Genomic DNA, 18,324 nt, shown 5'->3' on the forward strand with positions numbered 1-18,324 from the left:
GGCCGGACAGCCGGCCCGGGTCAGCGCACCGCCCGCAGGGCGTCGACGATCCCGTAACCGTAGAAGCCGTTACCCGGACCGCCTCCCTCACACGTGTGCGTCGTGGTCGCCGTGCCGCCGCCCGGCAGGTGCCTGGTGTAGGTGTGGGCGGCCGGGACCGGGCAGGCCGTCCTGGTCGCGGTGCCCTTGAGGACCATCTCCACCACGGCGGGGTGGAGTGTCTTGCCGCCGTGCACCCGGTCGGGCCGGCCGAACCTGGCGACGATCAGCGCGGCCACCCCGGCGGCGCGCGGCGAGGCCATCGAGGTGCCCTGGAGATACTGGTAGTAGGCGCAGACCTCGCCCCGGCAGTTGCGGACCACGCTGGTGACGTTGGGTGTGCCGTCGGGGTCGAGCTGACCGCGTTGCCTGGCCAGCGCCTCGGGGTAGGCCGCCAGCGTCGCCCTGGTGACGTCTCGGCTGCCGTCCCCGGTGTCGTAGACGTCACCCCCCGGGGCGGCCACGTCGACGTGACCGTCGCCGTAGTCGGAGTAGTACGCCTTGCGCCCGCTGACTCCGGTCGAGGAGACCGAGATCACGTGCCTGCCCTCGCTGGGCATGGAGACGCAGCTCGGCGGGATCGTGCGCGGGCGGGGCAGCTCGCCGGGGGAGCCGACGAAGTCGGGACTGGAGCCGTCGGCGAGCTCCTTGGTGTAGTCGGTGGCGCCGTTGCCCGCCGCGGACACCAGGGTCACGCCCCTGTTGTAGGCGTAGGTGAGCGCCCGCTGGGCGGCCTTGATGATCGTGGCCTGCTCCAGCCGCTCGGCCGGGGAGTCCGCCGGGTTGTCGACGCAGTTGAACAGCCACGGGTCGATGTAGTAGCTCATGTTGACCACGTCGACGCCGATGTCGGCGGCGTAGGTCAGCGCGTCGACGCTGGGCTGCAGGAAGAAGAAGCCGGAGTCCTGCCCGGCCCGCAGGTTCACGATCGAGACCTTGGGGGCCACGCCCGAGACGCCGAGCCCGTTGACCGGCGAGGCGATCGACGACGCCACATGCGAGCCGTGGTCGTTCTCGTCGACGTCCGCCGGGTCGTTACAGGAGTGGTCCGGTTCGGCATCGCACGGGCCGTCGACCTCGTTGCCGTCGGCGTCGACGGGGATGTCGACGGTGAAGTTGCGGCTCAGCTCGCGGTTGAAGTTCGGCGCGATGTCAGGGTGGGAGCCGTCTACACCGGTGTCGATGACACCGACCAGCACGCCCGGGTCGCCCTGCTGGTGCCGGTAGGAGCCGTCCACCGTCGCGTGGATCTGCTTCATGTCCCACTGCAGCTCCGACAGCGGTTCCCCGGTGGGGGCGGCCCCGCCGAAGGTGGAGGCGGCGGGGGCGCCGTCACCGGCCTTCTCCACCGCCCTGGCCTGGACCGCCGGACGGCCCGCGACTCCCCCGGCGGTCGTGGGCACGCGGCCGATGGACCGGTTGTGGGCGATGTCGTCGATCGCGTCGGCGTCGCGCACCACCTCGGCGAAGCGGGTGTTCCTCGTCGTGACGGTGGCGACGCCGACCGCGGCGTTCTCCTTGAGGATGCTTCCGCCCGCCGCCCTGATGACCCGCTGGGCGTCGGCGGGACGCGCGCCCTCGGTGTACAGCACGACGTACTCGACCTCCGCGCCCGGTTCGGCGATCACCCGCCGGGCCTGCGCCCGGGGCATCGGCGCGGCTGCCGCGAGGGCGGTGACGGCCACGGCGATGATGACCCGTTTCACATTTACCTCCAATATCATCAAAAGACCCCCGCAAATGCGACTTCACCCGCACCGGCAATCCGGGCATATAGCAATTTGCCGAAATTGATCCAACAAACTCCACAAATCCCGCAGCCGCTGCGACCTGCACACATCGGCGAATCATGCCATCACCGAACCCTCACATGGGGATTCCCGCTCCAAAACCAACGAGGGCATGGAGTTTCACTCCGCGAAACCCATTCAAAAGCGGACGAGGCATCACCGGCGGCGGAATTCAGCGCGGGATCCGGGTCGCGCCCCGCGCGGCCTTCCGGGCGGTCGAGGTCTCCGGCGCAGGCGGATCGCCGGACGAGAACAGCAGCCCCTCTCCGCGAGACCGCTGCTGGACGCGCGGCGATCGCAGTCTCGATACGCGACGGCGCACGCGTACTCTTCCGGCGACACGCCGGCGGAGACGATCGGCCTCCTCCCCTGCCGGCCCGAGGGCCGGGGATTCTCCCGTCGCGTCGCGGTCAAGCGGCGCGCGAGAGTCGACGTTTCACAGACCGGGTGATCCCGAGGTCTCCGCGTCCTGACACCGCTGATCCGTCTGCGTTGTCGATGTTGATCGCGGCATTGGTGCCGGCATGGCCGACCCACCCACACGCCGGGCCGGCACAGGCGAACACGGTTGCGCTACGGGCGGCCGGGTCGTGGTGACCACACCGGTGGCGGACCTGCGAGGTCAGCCGGGCGGGCCGATCCGCTCCTGCCTGCCCGGCAACGAGGTCACGTACGAGATGAGCGCGCGGAGCGGGCCGGAGAGGTCGCCCTCACCGACGCGCACCGTGTGCGCCCGGCCGCCGTCCTCGACGGTCAGCTCGTAGTCGAAGCGGTCGGGCTGCCCGCCGGGGGAACCGGAGCGCTCCGGTTCCCCCGGCGCGGCGGACAACCCGGCCCGCTCCACCCTGGAGCGCAGCTCGGCGACCTCCTGCGACCCCAGCGCCGCCGAGTCGACCGTGGTGACCGTGACCAGACCGGCGATGCCGCCGCCCCGGACGATCGACACCTTCATGAGCACGATCCTAAACCGGCTCCGCCTGGAGAACCCCGACCTGTTGCCAGGCGGCGCGTACCTTGCGCTGCTCGTCGCCGTCCGCGCCGAATAGTTCCCCGGCCACCTGCACCGTCGCCGCCGCGGCCTGCCGGAAGTCGGAGCGCGGCCGGAGCCGCTCGGTGAGGGCGACGTACCAGATCCGGCCGGCGCGCTCCCAGGCGTTGCCGCCGATGGCGGTGGCGGCGAGGTAGAAGGCGTGGTTGGGGATGCCGGAGTTGAGGTGGACGCCTCCGTGGTCGTTGGAGGGGTTGCCGTCGTCGGGCAGGTCCAGGTAGTCGCGCATGTGCGCGGGCTGGCGGTCGCGGCCACCCGTGGGGGTCGACCAGGCGGTCCCCGGCGCCTTCAGCGACCGCAGGGCCGTCCCGCGCAGGGCGCTGCCCAGGATGCCCTCGCCGATCAGCCAGTCGGCCTGCTCCGCGCTCTGCCCGAGGCCGTACTGCTTGACGAGGGACCCGAAGACGTCGGAGAACGACTCGTTGAGCGCCCCGGACTGCTTGCTGTAGACCAGGTGCGCGGTGAACTGGGTGATGCCGTGGGTCAGCTCGTGGGCGACGATGTCGACGGCCTTGGTGAGGGACCCCTTGTTGAAGATCTGCCCGCTGCCGTCACCGTAGATCATCTGGAAGCCGATCCAGGCGGCGTTGTCGTAGTCGTTCCCGTAGTGGACCGAGGAGACGATCTCCAGTCCCCGCCCGTCGATGCTGTCGCGCCCGAAGACGGTCCGGTAGAAGTCGTAGGTGGCCCCAGCCCCGTCGTACGCCTCGTCGACCGCCGCGTCACCGGACGGTGGATCACCCTCCCCTCGCCGTTTCCTGCCGGGAAGGTCGAAGTCGCCGCCGTTCTCCGCGTCGTAGACGGTGCGCACCATGCCGGGGGCCGGCGCCACGTCGGCGATGGTGAGGGTGAGCCGGCTCAGCGCGCCGGTGACCGAGGCGCGCTGCGCCCGGGAGTTCTCCGAGGTGGCCAGGGTGCGGAGCGCGGCCTCCCGCTCCTCGGGGGTGCCCTGCTCGGCGACCGCCTCGAGCAGGTCGGGGGGCGCGATGCAGCACGCGGGCATGCTGTCGAAGGTAGTCATACGCCAAGAATCGTCGCTGCCTTCGGCGACCGCATGAGTATCGCGGTACTCATGCGGAATGCCCGGTTCCGAAGGTGTGGTCCGGTGTGAACGGCGAATTTCGCGCGTCGTCGACCGCTCGGGAAATGCGCCTGCCGGCACCGGCGCTTCGCTGAAAAAGTGCTGAGGCGATGGTCAGGAAACGGACGCTCTGGGCGATCCGTGGCTTCAAACGCCAGACCAGGGGTACGGCGTACTGCTATCGCCGGGCGCCGGTGGCCGGAACCCGTGCCACCGACGCGTCGGCTTCGTCATGTCCGAAATCAGTTCTCGAAGACGGTGGAGAGCCACTGCTGCCACGTCTCAAGGGGGAAATAATGGAAAAGTCTCGTCCAGTAAAGGGAACGGTTGACAAGATCGTCGACAAGGTGGTCGATGTCGTGTCCGACGGTGGGCCGTCCAACGAGATCCCCGGCAGGCCCGGCAGGGAACCGGCCCCGCTGGAGGAGCCGACCGAACCCCGGGCACCGCTCCCGCCCAAGCCCGACCAGGCCGGCCCGGAGGTCTTCACCGCCACGGGTCGGCCCACCGACGTGCCACCGACCGCGTGGGCCCAGGGCGGTGAGTATCTGACGACGGCCCAGGGACTGCGGCTGACCGACACCGATCACTCGCTCAAGGCCGGTCCGCGGGGACCGGTGCTGCTGCAGGACCACCACCTGCGCGAGAAGATCATGCATTTCGACCACGAGCGCATCCCCGAGCGCGTCGTACACGCCCGTGGGGCCGCCGCGCACGGCGTCTTTCGCGCGTACGGCACGGCCACGACGGTGACCAGGGCGGCGTTCCTCGCCAAGGACGTCGAGACGCCGGTCTTCGTGCGTTTCTCGCCGGTGCTGGGGTCACGGGGATCGGCCGACACGGTACGTGACACGCGTGGTTTCGCGACGAAGTTCTACACCGGTGAGGGTGTCTTCGACCTGGTGGGCAACAACATCCCGGTCTTCTTCATCCAGGACGCGATCAAGTTCCCCGACGTCATCCACGCCGGCAAGCCGCATCCGGACCGGGAGATCCCCCAGGCCCAGAGCGCGCACGACACGTTCTGGGACTTCGTCTCCCTGCACACCGAGGCCACCCACCACACGCTGTGGAACATGTCCGACCGCGGCATTCCCCGTTCCTACCGGACGATGGAGGGCTTCGGCGTCCACACCTTTCGGCTGGTGGACGCCAAGGGCGCGACGACGCTGGTGAAGTTCCACTGGAAGCCCAAGGCCGGGGTGCACTCGCTGCTGTGGGAGGAGGCACAGATCATCAACGGGGTGGACCCGGACTTCCACCGGCGCGATCTGGCCGACGCGATCGAGGCGGGCGCCTACCCGCAGTGGGAGCTGGGCATCCAGACCTTCCCCGACACCCCCGAGCAGACCTTCCAGGGCATCGACCTGCTGGACCCGACGAAGATCGTGCCTGAGGAACTGGCGCCGGTCCAGCCGATCGGCCTGCTCACCCTCAACGCCAACCCGGTCAACTTCTTCGCCGAGACCGAGCAGGTCGCCTTCCACCCGGGACACCTGGTGCCGGGCATCGACATCACCGACGACCCGTTGCTGGCCGGGCGTCTGTTCTCCTACCTGGACACCCAGATCACCCGCCTGGGCGGCCCCAACTTCGCGCAGATCCCGATCAACCGTCCGCACGCCCCGATCAACGACATGCTGCGCGACGGCTTCCACCAAGACGCGGTGCACTCGGGCGTGGCGCCCTACAAGCCCAACTCGCTGGACGGCGGCTGCCCCTTCTTCGCCGGGCAGTCCGAGGGCGGCTACCGGGAGACGCCCGTGCGGGTGCCCGCGGCGGAGAAGGTCCGCGAGGCTCCGGCGTCCTACGCCGACCACTTCAGCCAGCCGCGCCTGTTCTGGCTGAGCCTGACCCCGGTGGAGCGCGAGCATGTCATCGCCGCCTACACCTTCGAACTCGGCAAGGTCTACGAGCAGGCGATCAAGGAGCGCACCCTGAGGACGCTCGCCGAGATCGACTCGTACCTGTGCGAGCAGGTGGCCCAGGGTCTGGGACTGCCGGCCCCGAAGCCGGTGAACTCGTTGCCGTCCGTCGAGCCCAGCCCCGCGCTCTCCCAGCTCGGGCAGACCTGGCCGACCACCGGCCGGATCATCGGCATCGTCGCCGCCGAGAACAGCGATCTGGAGACGGTCCGCGCCCTTCGCCAGGCGATCCTGGACGGCGGCATGGTGCCGCTGGTCATCGCCCCGGCGGGCGGCGTGCTCGGAGCCGACGGCGGTGACCCCGTCACCGTGCAGCGCACGTTCGCCACGGCCAGGTCCGTCGAGTTCGACGCCCTGCTGCTGGCCGGCACGCCCGCACCGGGCAAGGACGCCTACGGCGCCCGGGACGCCAAGGCGGGCAACGGCGTCACCGGAACGCCCACCGACCCGAGGGTGCTGCTGATGCTCGCCGAGGCGTTCCGCCACGCCAAGCCGCTCGGTGGCTGGGCGGACGCCGAACAGGCGCTCACCGCCGCGGGGATCGACACCGCGGCGCCCGGTGTGCTCGTCGCGGGTAGCGGCGACGCGGCACTGGAGGAGATCGTCCGGCTACTGGGACGGCACCGGGTCTGGGACCGCTTCCCCCCCGCGGTCGGCATCGCCTGACCCACGCTGACCCGCGTCAGACCGACGGGGAGGACGCGGGCCGCGCCCGGGGCCCGGCCGAGGCGCGGCCGGGCCCCGGGATCTTTCCGCTTCATCCGCGCAGGTTGCGAAGTTGGTAAGGCTCCGGGCAAGCGCGCGTGGCCCCGATCACCGAGGGTAGGCATCGGCCTACCTGAGGGGAGAGTGGCATGGCCAAGCACGACACGATGCCCGAGACGATGGACGAGACCGACGTCGTCGATTTGCTGGTGGCTCAGCACGCGCGGATCCAGAAGCTTTTCGACGAGGTGGAGCACGCCTCCGGTGAACAGCGGGCGGAGTCCTTCACCCGCCTGGTCCGGCTGCTGGCCGTCCACGAGACCGCTGAGGAGGAGATCGTTCATCCCTACGCCCGCCTCAGACTCGACGGCGGGGACGCGGTCGTGGACGACCGCCTGCAGGAGGAGAACCGGGCCAAGCAACTGCTCATGAAGATGGATCGGGCCGGCGTCGAAGCCGCCGGCTTCATGGAGAACCTGGCCGCGCTCCGGGCCATGGTGACCGCACACGCCCACAACGAGGAACGCCACGAGTTCACGCAGCTGCGCGCCCACACCAGCCAGATCGAGCGACGCGGCCTGGCGGTCGGTGTCAAGGCGGCCGAGGCCCTGGCTCCCACCCATCCCCACCCGGGTACGGAAGGCGCTGTCAAGAACGTGCTCGTCGGCACTCCGATCGCGATGATGGACCGGGCCCGCGACGTGATCCGCCAGGCCATGGGCAAGCAACCCTGAGCCAGGACCACGATCTCCGGCCGTGGAGGGAGTCCGTACCCTCGTCTCGTCTCGCAGTGCGGCCCCCGGGCGGGACCATCACCGCCACCTCCCTCCACCCGCGTCGCCGCCCTGACCCGCTACGGTCTCGGCCGCTTCCCGGCGGACCGGGACCTCCTGCTCGCCGAAATCAGCGGATGCGCCCGGAACGTTTCGCGGAGAACGCGATAGTCCCGATCACGCGGGGTAGACGGGACAGATGAAGGTTCGGAGCACGATGATGGCCGTGCCGACACTGGTGGCATGCCTGACCGGCTGCACGGCGACGGCCACCGCGCCCGCCGAGCAGGCCGCCCGGCGTTTCTACCTCGCAGTGGAGAGCGGTCAGGGGCAGCGGGCGTGCTCACTGCTGACACCGGAGGCGGCGGAGAGCCTGAGCACCGGCGGCCAGACCTGCGCCACGGCCGTCCTCGGCCTCGACCTGCCCGGCGGCCGGACGCGCGACGCCCAGATCTGGGGTGACGAGGCCCAGGTCCGGCTCACCGGGGACACGGTCTTCCTGCACCACTTCCCCCAGGGGTGGCTGGTACGCGGTGCGGGCTGCCGTCCCCGCGGCGAAAGGCCCTACAGGTGCGAAGTGGAGTCCTGAGGTGCGCGCCATGTTCGTCACGACCGTCGCCGTCATCACGGTCGGCCTGATCTGTTTCCTCGTCATCGGCCTGCTGCACCGCTAGGGGAAGGCGCATGAGACGTTTCATCAGGGACAACTCGCTGAGTCTGTTCTTCCTGATCGCATTCCTGCTGGCGCTGGCCGGGCAGTCCGTCGCGGGCAACGCGGACGTCAACGCCCGGCGGCTCAGCGAGGGGAGCGCGCCGATCTCCTGGCCGACCTACGTCACCTCCTCCGACTTCGCCGTGGACGTCGCCGAGAACTGGCAGTCCGAGTACCTGCAGTTCCTGCTGTTCATCCTCGTCACGGTCTGGCTGGTGCAACGAGGCTCGCCGGAGTCGAAGAAGCCCGGCGAGGAGGGCCGGGAAGGCGACGCCGAGCAGAGGATCGGACGACACGCCCTGCCCGGCAGTCCCGGCTGGGCCAAGGCGACCGGACTGCGGCAGACGCTGTACGGCAACTCCCTCGGCCTGCTGATGGGGGTGATCTTCGTACTGTCCTGGCTGGGCCAGTCCGTCGCGGGCAACGCCGCCTACAACGAGCGGCAACTCGCCCAGTTGCAGGATCCGGTGAGCTGGGCGGGCTACGTGGTCTCAGCCGACTTCTGGAATCGCAGTCTGCAGAACTGGCAGTCGGAGTTGCTCGCCGTGCTGTCGATGGTCGTGTTCTCGGTCTATCTGCGCCAGCGCGGATCACCTGAGTCGAAACCCGTCGGCGCCTCGCACGACACGACCGGCACGGGGGGTTGAAAGCCCGCCCCAGCACATGTCACCGCCCGCCGCTCCGGCTCCGGAACGGACCTGTCGCGCGATTCCCTGTCCTCGCCCACCCCGGTGACGGTGACATCGCCGGGGGCGGCCAGAAAGGCACCTCGGAGCCGTCACCGGGTTCAGTCGGTGGTCAGCGTGCTGACCAGGTCACCGACGGACGCGTCGGGCAGGGCCTGGGCGACGTCGGCCAGGGCCACCATCCCGACCAGCCGGTGTCCGTCGATCACCGGAAGCCGGCGGACCTTGTGGGAGGCCATCGTGTTGAGTATCTCCCGGGCGTCGTCGTCGGCACCGATGGTGACGGCCTCGCCCTGGGCCAGTTCGCCGGCCTTGCACGACCTGGGCTCCTTGCCCTGTGCCAGCACCTTGACCACGATGTCACGGTCGGTGATCATACCTTTGAGCCGGTCGTCGGTACCGCAGATGGGCAGGGCGCCGACGTCCAGGCGGGCCATCTTCTCGGCGGCGTCCTGGACCGTCTCCTCGGCGTTCACACACTCGGCCTCCGGGGTCATGATCTCTCGTGCGGTCGACATCTGCACTCCCCTCGATGGTTGATGAGGCGTTGAATGAATGGACCCTTGCCGCCTTACCCGCCCCCTTACTGGACAAACACCATCAAATAAACGCACTCGACAAGAAAATGGAAAGAATCCCCTGGAAGACGGCGCAGTGTGCCGCGGCAGGGCGGAGTGCGCGTCCGGGCACGATCGTGAGAAGGTTCCCTTGCTCAGCGATCACAGATTCGTGACCGCGCCCGGGGAGCGGGCGGGACGGAGGCGACGGTGTTTGTGAACGAGGAAACACGGGGGGCGCCCCCGAGGCCGATCGGCGGCCGGTCCGCGACGGCCACCGGCTCATCCATGACAGGCCTGGTGCCGGGATGCGCCGGTTCGCGCGGGACGGGCCACGCATGACGTCACTGCTGGCCATCAGCGACCTGCACATCGGTTACCAGGAGAACCGGCGCATCGTCGAGGCATTGCGGCCCACCTCCGACTCTGACTGGCTGCTGGTCGCCGGAGACGTCTCGGAGAAGGTCTCCGACGTCGCGTGGGCCCTGGGACTGCTCGCCGACCGGTTCGAGAAGGTGGTCTGGGCGCCCGGCAACCACGAGCTGTGGACCCATCCCAGCGACCCCGTCCAGCTGCGTGGCGAGGAGCGCTACCGGCACCTGGTCGAGGTGTGCCGGAACCTGGGGGTGGTCACGCCCGAGGACCCGTACCCGATCTGGAACGGCCCCGATGGCCCGATCGCCGTCGCCCCGCTGTTCGTGCTGTACGACTACACCTTCCGGATGCCCGGCTTGGCGACGAAGGAGGAGGCGCTGGCCCGCGCGTACGACAAGGGCGTGGTCTGCACCGACGAGATGCTGCTCCACCCCGATCCGTACCCGACCAGGGACGCGTGGTGCGAGGCCAGGATCGCCGAGACCGAGCGGCGCCTTTCCGCCAGGCCGCCCGGCGTGCCGACGGTGCTGGTCAACCACTATCCACTGGTGCGCGAGCCCACCCTGATCCTGCGCCACCCGGAGTTCGCGATCTGGTGCGGCACCGAGCGCACCGCCGACTGGCACCTGCGCTTCGACGCCGCCACCGTCGTCTACGGTCACCTGCACATCCCCCGGACCACCTGGCACGACGGGGTCCGCTTCGAGGAGGTCTCGTTGGGCTATCCACGCGAATGGCGTCCCCGCTCCGCCAAGCCCGGCCAGCTGCGGCACATCCTGCCCAGCCCGCAGCCCGTCGCATGATCGAGAAGATCCTGCCGCCGTGGGTGGCGAGCGCGGAGTCCTTCGACGACCCGCCGGGCGTGACGCTGTTCCCCGAGGAGGAGGCGGTCATCGCCCGCGCGGTGGACAAGCGGCGGCGCGAGTTCACCACCGCCCGCCACTGTGCCCGCCAGGCCTTGGCCCATCTCGGGCTGCCGCCGGCGCCGATCCTGCCCGGCGAGCGCGGTGCCCCCGGCTGGCCCGGCGGGGTGGTGGGCGCCATCACCCACTGCGCCGGGTACCGCGCTGCCGCCGTCTCCCGTGACGCGCTGACCGTCGGCATCGACGCCGAACCCCACGAACCGCTGCCCGACGGCGTCCTGGACGCGGTCTCCCTGGAGGCGGAGCGGGCGGCGATCGCGCGGCTCGACGGCGGCGTGCACTGGGACCGGCTGCTGTTCAGCGCCAAGGAGAGCGTCTACAAGGCGTGGTTCCCGCTGGCCAGGCGCTGGCTCGGCTTCGAGGAGGCCCACCTCGTCTTCGACCCGTCCGGTACGTTCACCGCCCGCCTGCTCGTCCCCGGCCCCTCGGTGGCGGGCAGGGAACTGACCGGCTTCACCGGCCGCTGGCTGGTGGCCGACGGCCTGGTGGTCACCTCCATCGCCGTACCGGACCGGCCCGCGCCCTGACCATGCCGATCGCAAGCTTTCGGCCGCGGCCCGGGCCTGGTCCTGCCGTTCCACGGACAGCGATCGGGCGTCCTCGTCGAGGAACATCCAGGTGGGGAATCCGGCCAACGCCGAGATCGGGGCAGGCTTGGAAAGCCCGCGATCTCAGTCGGTACTGCCCAGATAGGCGAACAAGTTCTCCTCGATCAGGAGGAGGGCCTGGGGAGACAGTTGCCCGAGGTAGTCGCCGAGTTCCTCCTTGAGGAAGGGCTGTGCACAGATCGTCCTCGCCCAGCATTTACTCGGTAGGTTGCCGGCGCCTTGGGCGAGTTTGACGCAGTATTCGGTCCTGAGCGTGGTCGACGTCGACGTGGGGACGACGTAGACCAGAGACCAGGTGGCCTGCTCGTTCTTCGCGTCGCCGCTGAGAATGATCACCGGCCGTTTGAGGTGGTAGTTGCGCTGATCGTTGGGGGGCATCGTAAGCGACCGGTCGGAGACGAGGTAGACGCCACCCTTGCGGATGGATCCCTTCATCGATCATCCAGCATCTTCGCGTTGACTCGCCGGAGACCGGCTCTCATCTCCAAGAACTCCGCCCTGAGCGCGTCATCCACTCCGGGAGAGTCCTCCACCGGAGGCCGGGCCGCACGCCGCGATCGGAACCGCTCAAGACGCGCCCTCACCTGCTGACGGCGCCGTGCCCGGTTGAGATCGAGTAGCACTCCCCGATCCCCCGCCACCTGGGCCTCGATCACTGGCGCGGTCTCGGCGGACAGCTCTTCCAGGCCGGTCACGCTCCTACCGCCGTGGAGGCGCACCACATTCCGGACGCACTCCATGTCCGCCACGTTCAGCGGATCCTCGATGTCGACGGTCACGGTGAGCACGTACGAATCGCGATCGGCGTGTGGCGTCTCTCTCCGCTCCACCAGCTCGCTCTCCACCACCCAGTCCTCGGCCCGCGTCAGCGCGTGATCGTAGGGACCGGAGTCGTCCCATCGCCAGGTGGCCCCGCTGAACTGCGTCCGCCCCAACTCGATGGCATCCAGGTCTGCGAGATAGAGGAGCTTCGCCAGCGTCTCCGGAGTGAGCTCGACATCCAGCTCACGAGCCACCTTCAGCATCGCGAGAACCGAACTGGCCAGGGGGTTGGGCGACTCAAGAGACCTGCTCATCACCGCTCCTCCCCTGATCTGTCCCAGTGCCACGCTACTCCTATCAGTCGTTTTCGGCCCTTACCGGCGTTCACTCGCCACCGAGGCGAGTCAATGGCAGTACGTGAGGCCATCATTACACTCGGCTACGGCAATGTCAGCGGATCACGGGAAAGGCCAGTCGGCGGTGCGGCCGGATTCCAGGAGTTGCGGGCGCCGTCACCCTGGGTCGTGCGGGACGGAGAGGTGCTGGTGGATCAGCAGCCAGGTTCCGTTTCTTCGTTCGAACACTCGAGTTCCGCGCGACCAACTGTCGAAAGTGCGGCCGTCGGGGAGTTCACCCTGCTTAGATTCAAAGAGTCAAGGCAACACATTGGGCTGGGGTTCGGTAGCCGAGGCACTTGCGGGGACGGTTGTTCAGTCGGGCGGCCAGGGCATCAAGGTCGGCTTGGCTGTGCATGCTCAGATCGGTGCCTTTCGGCAGGTATTGCCGGATCAGTTTGTTCGTGTTCTCGTTCGTGCCCCGCCGCCACAGGTCTTCTTTCATCGCGTCCGACATCCCCGGCCGACCCATCCGAGCCACGATCCACCCATCCACGAGCAGTGTTGCGTTGATCGTTTGAATCTAAGATGTACGAGGTCCGCTACGACGACACCGGCCCCCTCAGCGGCGCCCGCAAGATCCTGGACCCCGGATTGATCACCTCCTGCCGCCGCGACGTCGAAGACCTCTACTCCCGCGCCGAGGACCTGCTGACCTTCCTGGACAACGACCAGGCCGCACTTCCTCCCCCGTTACCGACCGCCGACCGAGAGCTCCGGTAGTGCGGAGCAGGCGCCTGCTCAACGGCCCGGCCGGAGCCGGGCGCCGCTTCCTCACTCTCGCACTGCTCTTCCTGGTGATCCTCGCGCTGCTCGGGTTCGTGGTGATCTCCCCCTTCTTTCTCGCACCTCTGAACGACCAGACCACCGACTGGAGCAAGCTGAGCGACATCGGCCAGACCTACGGCGCCGCATCCGCCGTACTCGCCGTGTTCGCGTTGACCGGTGTGGCGCTGTCGCTGATCCTCCAGGCCCGCGAGGCCAAGGCCAGCCGCGAGCAGACACTGCGCGCACTACACACCGACCTGATGCGGATGGCCATGGAGGACCCGGTGTACCGGGCCTGCTGGGGCGCGTTCTTTACCTCCGAGAACACCGACAAGCAACGCGCGCACATGTACGTCAACCACTGGCTGATGATGTGGGAGCTCCGCTCCATCACCGAGACACAGCTGCGGTCGGTCGCCGGCGTCGTCCTGTCGGGACCCATCGGCTGGAGGTTCTGGGCCGACGCCAGGCAGAGACGACTGCTGAGCGCCGGAACTCGACGAGAACGACACTTCAACCGGATCCTCGACGAGGTCTACCGCAAGATTCCCGCACCGCCCCACGAGACGACACCCCACCCTGCCGCCGGGCTACGCGGCAGGCCCTCGGGATCAGCCGGCAGGCGTACTACATCTGGTACCGCCGCTATTTGGCCGAAGATATCGAGGACCCGCGCACCCGGTCCAAGCGACCCAGAACCAGCCCGAACGCTACCCACGCCAAGGTCGCCGGGAGGATCATCCGCCTGCGGAAAGCTACTATCTCGGCCCGAGAAAATCGCCTTATACCTGGCCCGCCACCACGATGTCAATCAGCCGCTCCGGCGTCCAGCGGATCTTCAAACGCCTGGACACGGGCTGACTTCCGGCCTCCCAGCGCTACAAGCGCTACGACAAGCGGTGGAAGCGCTACGAGAAGCAGCTGCCCGGCCACCGCGTGCAGATCGGCGTGAAGTTCATCGAACTGATCGTCGGCGTCACCGGCCGCAACAAGTACTACCGGTTCACCGCGATCGACGACTGCACCCGCCTGCGCGTGCTGCGCATCTACCCGCCGCTCAACCAGAAGACAGTGCTGCCCCCTCTCAGGAGCGGCACTCTTCTCAGCAGCGGTGCAGCCGACAATGCCTCAACGGTCGCCGCCACCTCCACAACCGTTACGGCAGGCGGGCTGTCAGACGGCCAGGTTCGCGAGGGAACCGCGCTTGATGCCGGTGATGAAGGTGTCCCACTCGGCGGGGGCGAAGGCCAGTACCGGTCCCTCGGGGTCCTTGGAGTCACGGACCAGGACGAGCCGATCGGTGTCCGGGCCGGGCTCAGTTTCCCCCTGGAGGGTGTCGGCGAGGGCAACCTCGACGCAGTCAGGGCCGTTGCCGCTACGGCTGCTCTTGCGCCAGACACCTACCTCGACGCACTGGCCACCGTTCGCGTTGCTCCTACTGGACTTACGCCAGATCACCTGGGAAAGATCCATCATGAAGGTACTTCTCCGTCCATTCATGTTTCCTGCACGACCTGCGCGATCAAGCTGCGGGTCTGGTCCGGCCCGAGGGCTCGTGCGCGCAGATGATCGAAGAGTAGGACGTACGCGTCTATTTCCGGTGGATCCTCCAAATATACGCTTCCCTGCCAGTATTCAACGTACACGGTGTCCGGATCGGACGGTTTAGGAAAACTCAGAATAGTGAATCCGCCATCCATCGCAGGGTGAACACCCGCGGCAAAAGGCAGAATCTGGATCGTGATGTGGTTCGTCTCCGAAAGATGGATGAGCCGCTGGAGCTGGTCCCGCATCGCCTTCGTTCCTCCAACTGACCGACGGATAACCGCCTCGTTGAGGATGAACCACATCGTGGGTGGATCCGACCGCTCCAACACCCGTTCCTGTCGCTTCATCCGGATCGAGAGGCGCCGCTCCAGTTCCTCGTCCGGTGGCACCACAGGCGCGGATCTTATGACAGCTCGCGCATAGTCTCCGGTCTGGAGGAGACCGGGTACGAACTCCGACTGATATTCCTGGAAGGTCGCCGCCTCTTCTTCCAACCCCACGTAACTCTGGACCCACTCCGGGATCGCCTCGGACACCTTGTACCACCAGCCGCGTTTGCGCGCGTCGCGGGCAAGTTGCGTAAGCGCTTCCCGACGTGCATCGGTGACCTTGTAGAGCTCAAGCATCATGACCACAAGGGCAACCGTGGCAGCGCTCGTGGCCGATTCGATCCGCGTGATGGTGACGGGCGAACATCCCGCGTGCTCGGCAACCTGATCTCGCGTCAGTCCCGCGTCCTTGCGGAGACGCTGCAACTCGGCTGCGAGACGACGTCTGCGAACCGATGGGCTCCGCTGAACACCCATGCCACTCCCTTCCATAATTGACTCACTGCAGTCTGTCAAAGTGATCTTGACCCATCAACATGCACGATGTTCATTTCGATTCTTATTGCCGGTAGAGCATTGGTCATGCAAACTGAGCACACAGAGTAATCAGTTGCTCATGGAGTGCAACAGGGAACCTCTGGTGGACCACTTCAAGATCGACGGAGGGGTGAGGCGATGAGGGTTCGTGATCTTCAAGGGTGGGGCGGTGAGTTGCTGGAGTTGGCCTGGGAGTTGAACGATCTCGGGTTCGACTCCGTGGTCAGGCTCTCGCCCGGCCGTCGGCCGAGTGTGGAGATCTTCGTACCGCCGGGACGGTCGAGGGTCGCCACCGCGCAGCGGGGCCGTACCTCGGTGTTCACCTGGGAGCGGACCTCCGCCCGAGCGAACCGCGACCGGCAGGGCCGGAGCAGGATGCGGATGGCGGCGGAGCGACTCCTGGAGGTGACGCGATGAGGACGCCGGAGCCGCTGGGGCGGGCCGACCTTCCGGCCGAGGTGGAGTCCGTCCCCCTGGCCCGCCGCTACGTCCGCGACCTGCTGGACCGCATCGACCACAAGCAGACCGACGACGCACTGCTGCTGGTCAGCGAACTCTTCACCAACGCGGTACGCCACTCCGACTCCGGCCGCCACCCCGACGGCCGAATCTCCGTCACCGTCGCGAACCATGATGGAACGCTCCACATCGACGTCATCGACGCCGGATCAACCGGACAGGTGCCTCGGATCTGCCCGGACGTCGACCCCGACAGCGGCGGCGGACGCGGCCTCTGGCTGGTCCAGGAACTGTCCACCGCCTGGGGCTGGTACGAGACCCCGACCGGTCGGGTGGTCTGGTTCCAGCTCGCCGGAAACTGACCGCTGCGAAGGTCACCCCCCCCCCGACGACACGACGGACGCACCGCGGACAGCTGAAGAAGTTGCTCGACGAGGGGGCCCGCGGTCACGGGACGAGCAGGACTTTGCCGGTGACAGCCCGCCCCTCGAGGGAGGTCAGTGCGGTCGCCGCGTCCTCGAGCGGATGGGTGGCCCCGACGACGGGCCGCAGCGCGCCGCTGCGCAGGTGCGGCAACATGGCCTCCCACTCCTTGCCGACATGGCCCGGGCGGGGCATGGCGTACGCCCCCCAGCCGACGCCGACGACGGAGATGTTGTTGAGCAGCAGTCGGTTGACCTTGACCTCGGGGATCTGCCCGGCGGTGAAGCCGATGACGAGCAGCCGGCCGTGCTCCCTGAGCGCCCGCAGGGAATCGGTGAAGCGGTCACCGCCGACGGGGTCGACGACGATGTCCACGGCGGACTTGCGGACCGTATCGAGGAAGCCTTCCGCCATGACCACCTCGTCGGCCCCGGCGGCATGCGCGACTTCTCCCTTCGCCTCGGTGGAGACGACCGCGATGACCTTGCCGGCACCGAATGCCTTGGCCACCTGGATGGCCGCGGTCCACGGTGCCGCCGGCGGCACCGTGGACGTGCACGGTCTCACCCGGGGCCAGGTGGCCGCGCTCGATGAGGGCGAAGTAGACAGTCGCGTAGTTGAAGGTGAAGGATGCGCCTTCCTCGAAGCTCACCTCGTCGGGCAGGACGAAGGTGAGGTCCGGCCGGGCGAGAGCCTTCTCGGCGAAGCCGCCGAGAAGGGTGGGCGCGGCGACCCGGTCACCGCCGGCCAGACCGCTCCCCTGGGGAGCCGACCGGACCACGCCCGCGACCTCGGCTCCCGGGACGAAGGGAAGGTCAGACCTGAGCTGGTAGAGCCCCCGGGTCTGCAGCAGCTCGGGGAAGGCGACCCCGGCCGCCTTGACATCGATGGTCACGAGCTCGTCGTTGCTCGGGTCGGGCAGGTCGACGACCTCGACGGCCTCGGGTCCGTCGAGGGAGGAGATGTGGATGGCGCGCATGGGAAATCTCTCGTTGGACGCTGGCTGAGGTGCGGGAAGCGGTTGCCGAGGAGCTTGCGAGGCAAGCGCCTCGAAGGGCCGCGGCTGAGCCTCGAAGCTCGCGGTGCAGAACTGGTGAGATCACGAGCCAAGCGACCTTGTCCGGGGCACCGGCGACTCCGTCATGCCGGGCATGCCCAGGGCGCCGACCTGAGGGATGACCCGGGTGGACGAAGGCAGCTCAGTCGACCCGCAGCTCGGGCGTCGTGAGGCCGAGGGCATTGGTCCACAGCCGGGTGGCGGTCTCGACGAGTTCGTCGACATGGTCTCCGCCTTCGAAGGCGAAGACATCGTGGGCTAGCCGGGCGACCATGCCCGAGAGTGCCTTGGCGGCCATCGACGCCTCGACACCCCGGTCGGCCAGGCCGCGCTGCTGCAGGTCGGAGATCGCCCGGGCGTTGCGGTTGACGAAGGCGGCGGACCGGGCTCGGCGCATCTCCCGGAAGCGGGGATCGACCGCGGCCACCTGCTGGAGGAGGAGATTGAGACGCGCATTGCGCCGGTAGGCCTCGAAGTAGGCTCGGTTGCTCGCCGCGATGATCGCCACGGGGTCGTCCGTGGCCTCGATGCGCCCAGTGCCTGGGTGGAGCATGTCGCTCTGCGCTTCGTGTAGGACCGCGGCGAAGACCTCATCCTTGCTGTCGAACCAGGTGTAGAAGCTGCCGATCGAGCATTTGGCCTCGGCAGCGATGTCCACCAGCCGCGAGTCGACGTACCCGTCGCGCTCGAAGACGGTGCGGGCGGCCGCGATGAGGGCGGCTCGGGTGCGCTGGCCGCGCGCTGTCTGGGGATGGAGGTGCGCCGTTTCGTCACCCAGGAGGACCTGAGGCGGGCGCTGGTGGAGGACGCCGCGTCCCGCTCAG

The 18,324-nt window shown here is 68.3% G+C and carries 21 protein-coding genes and 4 pseudogenes; 11 read left to right on the top strand and 14 right to left on the bottom strand.

Annotation, left to right across the window (positions count from 1 at the left end; genetic code table 11):
- Positions 1 to 20: 20 nt before the first annotated feature.
- The 4 genes from AB0J58_RS16135 to AB0J58_RS16150 form a co-directional block, all read right to left on the bottom strand.
- Complete coding sequence (locus tag AB0J58_RS16135) at positions 21 to 1,745, bottom strand: S8 family serine peptidase (protein WP_364215840.1); 1,725 nt, start codon at positions 1,743 to 1,745, stop codon at positions 21 to 23.
- A 494-nt stretch (positions 1,746 to 2,239) separates the two neighbouring features.
- Entirely contained in the window at positions 2,240 to 2,455 is a 216-nt protein-coding gene (locus AB0J58_RS16140; RefSeq protein WP_364215894.1) for a zinc ribbon domain-containing protein, read from the bottom strand.
- Complete coding sequence (locus tag AB0J58_RS16145; protein ID WP_364215843.1) at positions 2,452 to 2,781, bottom strand: protealysin inhibitor emfourin; 330 nt, start codon at positions 2,779 to 2,781, stop codon at positions 2,452 to 2,454. Before AB0J58_RS16145 ends, AB0J58_RS16140 begins: the two co-directional genes overlap by 4 nt.
- A 10-nt stretch (positions 2,782 to 2,791) precedes the next feature.
- Positions 2,792 to 3,898: a M4 family metallopeptidase gene (locus tag AB0J58_RS16150; protein ID WP_364215846.1), complete on the bottom strand. Its 1,107-nt coding sequence runs from the start codon at positions 3,896 to 3,898 to the stop codon at positions 2,792 to 2,794.
- A gap of 356 nt (positions 3,899 to 4,254) precedes the next feature.
- On the opposite strand from AB0J58_RS16150, the gene AB0J58_RS16155 reads away from it, so the two are divergent.
- The 4 genes from AB0J58_RS16155 (at position 4,255) to AB0J58_RS16170 (ending at position 8,720) form a co-directional block, all read left to right on the top strand.
- On the top strand, positions 4,255 to 6,549 hold the full coding sequence (locus AB0J58_RS16155) for a catalase (protein ID WP_364215849.1): 2,295 nt from the start codon (positions 4,255 to 4,257) through the stop codon (positions 6,547 to 6,549).
- A gap of 188 nt (positions 6,550 to 6,737) precedes the next feature.
- A complete protein-coding gene (locus AB0J58_RS16160; protein ID WP_364215852.1) occupies positions 6,738 to 7,322 on the top strand; it encodes a hemerythrin domain-containing protein in 585 nt (194 codons plus the stop codon).
- Between the two features lie 238 nt (positions 7,323 to 7,560).
- Entirely contained in the window at positions 7,561 to 7,950 is a 390-nt protein-coding gene (locus AB0J58_RS16165; protein WP_364215855.1) for a hypothetical protein, read from the top strand.
- A 95-nt stretch (positions 7,951 to 8,045) separates the two neighbouring features.
- Complete coding sequence (locus AB0J58_RS16170; protein ID WP_364215857.1) at positions 8,046 to 8,720, top strand: DUF6766 family protein; 675 nt, start codon at positions 8,046 to 8,048, stop codon at positions 8,718 to 8,720.
- 140 nt (positions 8,721 to 8,860) lie between these two features.
- On the opposite strand, the gene AB0J58_RS16175 is transcribed toward AB0J58_RS16170, so the two are convergent.
- Complete coding sequence (locus AB0J58_RS16175) at positions 8,861 to 9,277, bottom strand: CBS domain-containing protein (protein WP_364215860.1); 417 nt, start codon at positions 9,275 to 9,277, stop codon at positions 8,861 to 8,863.
- Positions 9,278 to 9,654: 377 nt separating this feature from the next.
- Here AB0J58_RS16175 and AB0J58_RS16180 point away from each other — a divergent pair, with 377 nt between their 5' ends.
- Together AB0J58_RS16180 and AB0J58_RS16185 are read left to right on the top strand one after the other, a co-directional pair.
- On the top strand, positions 9,655 to 10,494 hold the full coding sequence (locus AB0J58_RS16180) for a metallophosphoesterase (RefSeq protein WP_364215863.1): 840 nt from the start codon (positions 9,655 to 9,657) through the stop codon (positions 10,492 to 10,494).
- Positions 10,491 to 11,141 (top strand): 4'-phosphopantetheinyl transferase superfamily protein, encoded by a 651-nt coding sequence (locus AB0J58_RS16185; RefSeq protein WP_364215866.1) that lies wholly within the window; start codon positions 10,491 to 10,493, stop codon positions 11,139 to 11,141. The genes AB0J58_RS16180 and AB0J58_RS16185 overlap by 4 nt, the downstream gene beginning before the upstream one ends.
- A 144-nt stretch (positions 11,142 to 11,285) precedes the next feature.
- Here the strand turns inward: AB0J58_RS16185 and AB0J58_RS16190 are convergent, their stop codons facing one another.
- The 4 genes and pseudogenes from AB0J58_RS16190 to AB0J58_RS16205 all read right to left on the bottom strand — a co-directional run.
- Positions 11,286 to 11,657 carry a type II toxin-antitoxin system PemK/MazF family toxin gene (locus AB0J58_RS16190; protein WP_364215869.1) on the bottom strand — a complete coding sequence of 124 codons (372 nt, stop codon included), beginning with the start codon at positions 11,655 to 11,657 and terminating at the stop codon, positions 11,286 to 11,288.
- Positions 11,654 to 12,298 carry a hypothetical protein gene (locus AB0J58_RS16195; protein ID WP_364215872.1) on the bottom strand — a complete coding sequence of 215 codons (645 nt, stop codon included), beginning with the start codon at positions 12,296 to 12,298 and terminating at the stop codon, positions 11,654 to 11,656. Before AB0J58_RS16195 ends, AB0J58_RS16190 begins: the two co-directional genes overlap by 4 nt.
- Before the next feature lie 198 nt (positions 12,299 to 12,496).
- Positions 12,497 to 12,592 (bottom strand): annotated as a pseudogene (locus tag AB0J58_RS16200) (nuclear transport factor 2 family protein); the annotation flags it as partial.
- Positions 12,593 to 12,629: 37 nt separating this feature from the next.
- Positions 12,630 to 12,809: pseudogene (locus AB0J58_RS16205) on the bottom strand (IS30 family transposase); the annotation flags it as partial.
- A gap of 98 nt (positions 12,810 to 12,907) precedes the next feature.
- Between AB0J58_RS16205 and AB0J58_RS16210 the strand changes: the two are divergent.
- The 3 genes and pseudogenes from AB0J58_RS16210 (at position 12,908) to AB0J58_RS16220 (ending at position 14,099) form a co-directional block, all read left to right on the top strand.
- Complete coding sequence (locus tag AB0J58_RS16210) at positions 12,908 to 13,102, top strand: hypothetical protein (protein WP_364215874.1); 195 nt, start codon at positions 12,908 to 12,910, stop codon at positions 13,100 to 13,102.
- Positions 13,103 to 13,203: 101 nt separating this feature from the next.
- Positions 13,204 to 13,701 (top strand): annotated as a pseudogene (locus tag AB0J58_RS16215) (DUF6082 family protein); the annotation flags it as partial.
- Positions 13,602 to 14,099 (top strand): leucine zipper domain-containing protein, encoded by a 498-nt coding sequence (locus AB0J58_RS16220; protein ID WP_364215897.1) that lies wholly within the window; start codon positions 13,602 to 13,604, stop codon positions 14,097 to 14,099. The pseudogene AB0J58_RS16215 and the gene AB0J58_RS16220, both read left to right, overlap by 100 nt.
- A 221-nt stretch (positions 14,100 to 14,320) precedes the next feature.
- On the opposite strand, the gene AB0J58_RS16225 is transcribed toward AB0J58_RS16220, so the two are convergent.
- On the bottom strand, positions 14,321 to 14,620 hold the full coding sequence (locus AB0J58_RS16225; protein ID WP_364215899.1) for a DUF397 domain-containing protein: 300 nt from the start codon (positions 14,618 to 14,620) through the stop codon (positions 14,321 to 14,323).
- 23 nt (positions 14,621 to 14,643) lie between these two features.
- Complete coding sequence (locus tag AB0J58_RS16230) at positions 14,644 to 15,501, bottom strand: helix-turn-helix transcriptional regulator (RefSeq protein ID WP_364215877.1); 858 nt, start codon at positions 15,499 to 15,501, stop codon at positions 14,644 to 14,646.
- A 198-nt stretch (positions 15,502 to 15,699) separates the two neighbouring features.
- Between AB0J58_RS16230 and AB0J58_RS16235 the strand changes: the two genes are divergently transcribed.
- Both AB0J58_RS16235 and AB0J58_RS16240 read left to right on the top strand, forming a co-directional pair.
- The gene (locus tag AB0J58_RS16235; protein ID WP_364215880.1) at positions 15,700 to 15,978 is read left to right on the top strand and encodes a hypothetical protein; all 279 of its coding nucleotides are present in this window, start codon (positions 15,700 to 15,702) and stop codon (positions 15,976 to 15,978) included.
- Positions 15,975 to 16,382: an ATP-binding protein gene (locus AB0J58_RS16240; protein ID WP_364215882.1), complete on the top strand. Its 408-nt coding sequence runs from the start codon at positions 15,975 to 15,977 to the stop codon at positions 16,380 to 16,382. Before AB0J58_RS16235 ends, AB0J58_RS16240 begins: the two co-directional genes overlap by 4 nt.
- An 85-nt stretch (positions 16,383 to 16,467) precedes the next feature.
- On the opposite strand, the gene AB0J58_RS16245 is transcribed toward AB0J58_RS16240, so the two are convergent.
- From AB0J58_RS16245 to AB0J58_RS16255, 3 genes and pseudogenes are all read right to left on the bottom strand, one after another.
- Positions 16,468 to 17,010, bottom strand: coding sequence for a zinc-binding dehydrogenase (locus tag AB0J58_RS16245; RefSeq protein ID WP_364215885.1), 543 nt, complete (start codon positions 17,008 to 17,010; stop codon positions 16,468 to 16,470).
- A 208-nt stretch (positions 17,011 to 17,218) separates the two neighbouring features.
- Positions 17,219 to 17,422: pseudogene (locus AB0J58_RS16250) on the bottom strand (NADPH:quinone oxidoreductase family protein); the annotation flags it as partial.
- A 220-nt stretch (positions 17,423 to 17,642) separates the two neighbouring features.
- Entirely contained in the window at positions 17,643 to 18,278 is a 636-nt protein-coding gene (locus AB0J58_RS16255) for a TetR/AcrR family transcriptional regulator (protein ID WP_364215902.1), read from the bottom strand.
- Positions 18,279 to 18,324 lie beyond the last annotated feature (46 nt).

The sequence above is a fragment of the Streptosporangium sp. NPDC049644 genome, assembly GCF_040675205.1.
Lineage (GTDB): Bacteria > Actinomycetota > Actinomycetes > Streptosporangiales > Streptosporangiaceae > Streptosporangium > Streptosporangium fukuiense.

Excerpts from the sequence above, each read along its gene's own strand:
- AB0J58_RS16145 (WP_364215843.1), bottom strand. The coding sequence starts at position 2,781 with ATGAAGGTGTCGATCGTCCGGGGCGGCGGCATCGCCGGTCTGGTCACG.
- AB0J58_RS16150 (WP_364215846.1), bottom strand. The coding sequence starts at position 3,898 with ATGACTACCTTCGACAGCATGCCCGCGTGCTGCATCGCGCCCCCCGAC.
- AB0J58_RS16155 (WP_364215849.1), top strand. The coding sequence starts at position 4,255 with ATGGAAAAGTCTCGTCCAGTAAAGGGAACGGTTGACAAGATCGTCGAC.
- AB0J58_RS16160 (WP_364215852.1), top strand. The coding sequence starts at position 6,738 with ATGGCCAAGCACGACACGATGCCCGAGACGATGGACGAGACCGACGTC.
- AB0J58_RS16165 (WP_364215855.1), top strand. The coding sequence starts at position 7,561 with ATGAAGGTTCGGAGCACGATGATGGCCGTGCCGACACTGGTGGCATGC.
- AB0J58_RS16170 (WP_364215857.1), top strand. The coding sequence starts at position 8,046 with ATGAGACGTTTCATCAGGGACAACTCGCTGAGTCTGTTCTTCCTGATC.
- AB0J58_RS16175 (WP_364215860.1), bottom strand. The coding sequence starts at position 9,277 with ATGTCGACCGCACGAGAGATCATGACCCCGGAGGCCGAGTGTGTGAAC.
- AB0J58_RS16180 (WP_364215863.1), top strand. The coding sequence starts at position 9,655 with ATGACGTCACTGCTGGCCATCAGCGACCTGCACATCGGTTACCAGGAG.
- AB0J58_RS16185 (WP_364215866.1), top strand. The coding sequence starts at position 10,491 with ATGATCGAGAAGATCCTGCCGCCGTGGGTGGCGAGCGCGGAGTCCTTC.
- AB0J58_RS16190 (WP_364215869.1), bottom strand. The coding sequence starts at position 11,657 with ATGAAGGGATCCATCCGCAAGGGTGGCGTCTACCTCGTCTCCGACCGG.
- AB0J58_RS16195 (WP_364215872.1), bottom strand. The coding sequence starts at position 12,298 with ATGAGCAGGTCTCTTGAGTCGCCCAACCCCCTGGCCAGTTCGGTTCTC.
- AB0J58_RS16210 (WP_364215874.1), top strand. The coding sequence starts at position 12,908 with ATGTACGAGGTCCGCTACGACGACACCGGCCCCCTCAGCGGCGCCCGC.
- AB0J58_RS16225 (WP_364215899.1), bottom strand. The coding sequence starts at position 14,620 with ATGGATCTTTCCCAGGTGATCTGGCGTAAGTCCAGTAGGAGCAACGCG.
- AB0J58_RS16230 (WP_364215877.1), bottom strand. The coding sequence starts at position 15,501 with ATGGGTGTTCAGCGGAGCCCATCGGTTCGCAGACGTCGTCTCGCAGCC.
- AB0J58_RS16235 (WP_364215880.1), top strand. The coding sequence starts at position 15,700 with ATGAGGGTTCGTGATCTTCAAGGGTGGGGCGGTGAGTTGCTGGAGTTG.
- AB0J58_RS16240 (WP_364215882.1), top strand. The coding sequence starts at position 15,975 with ATGAGGACGCCGGAGCCGCTGGGGCGGGCCGACCTTCCGGCCGAGGTG.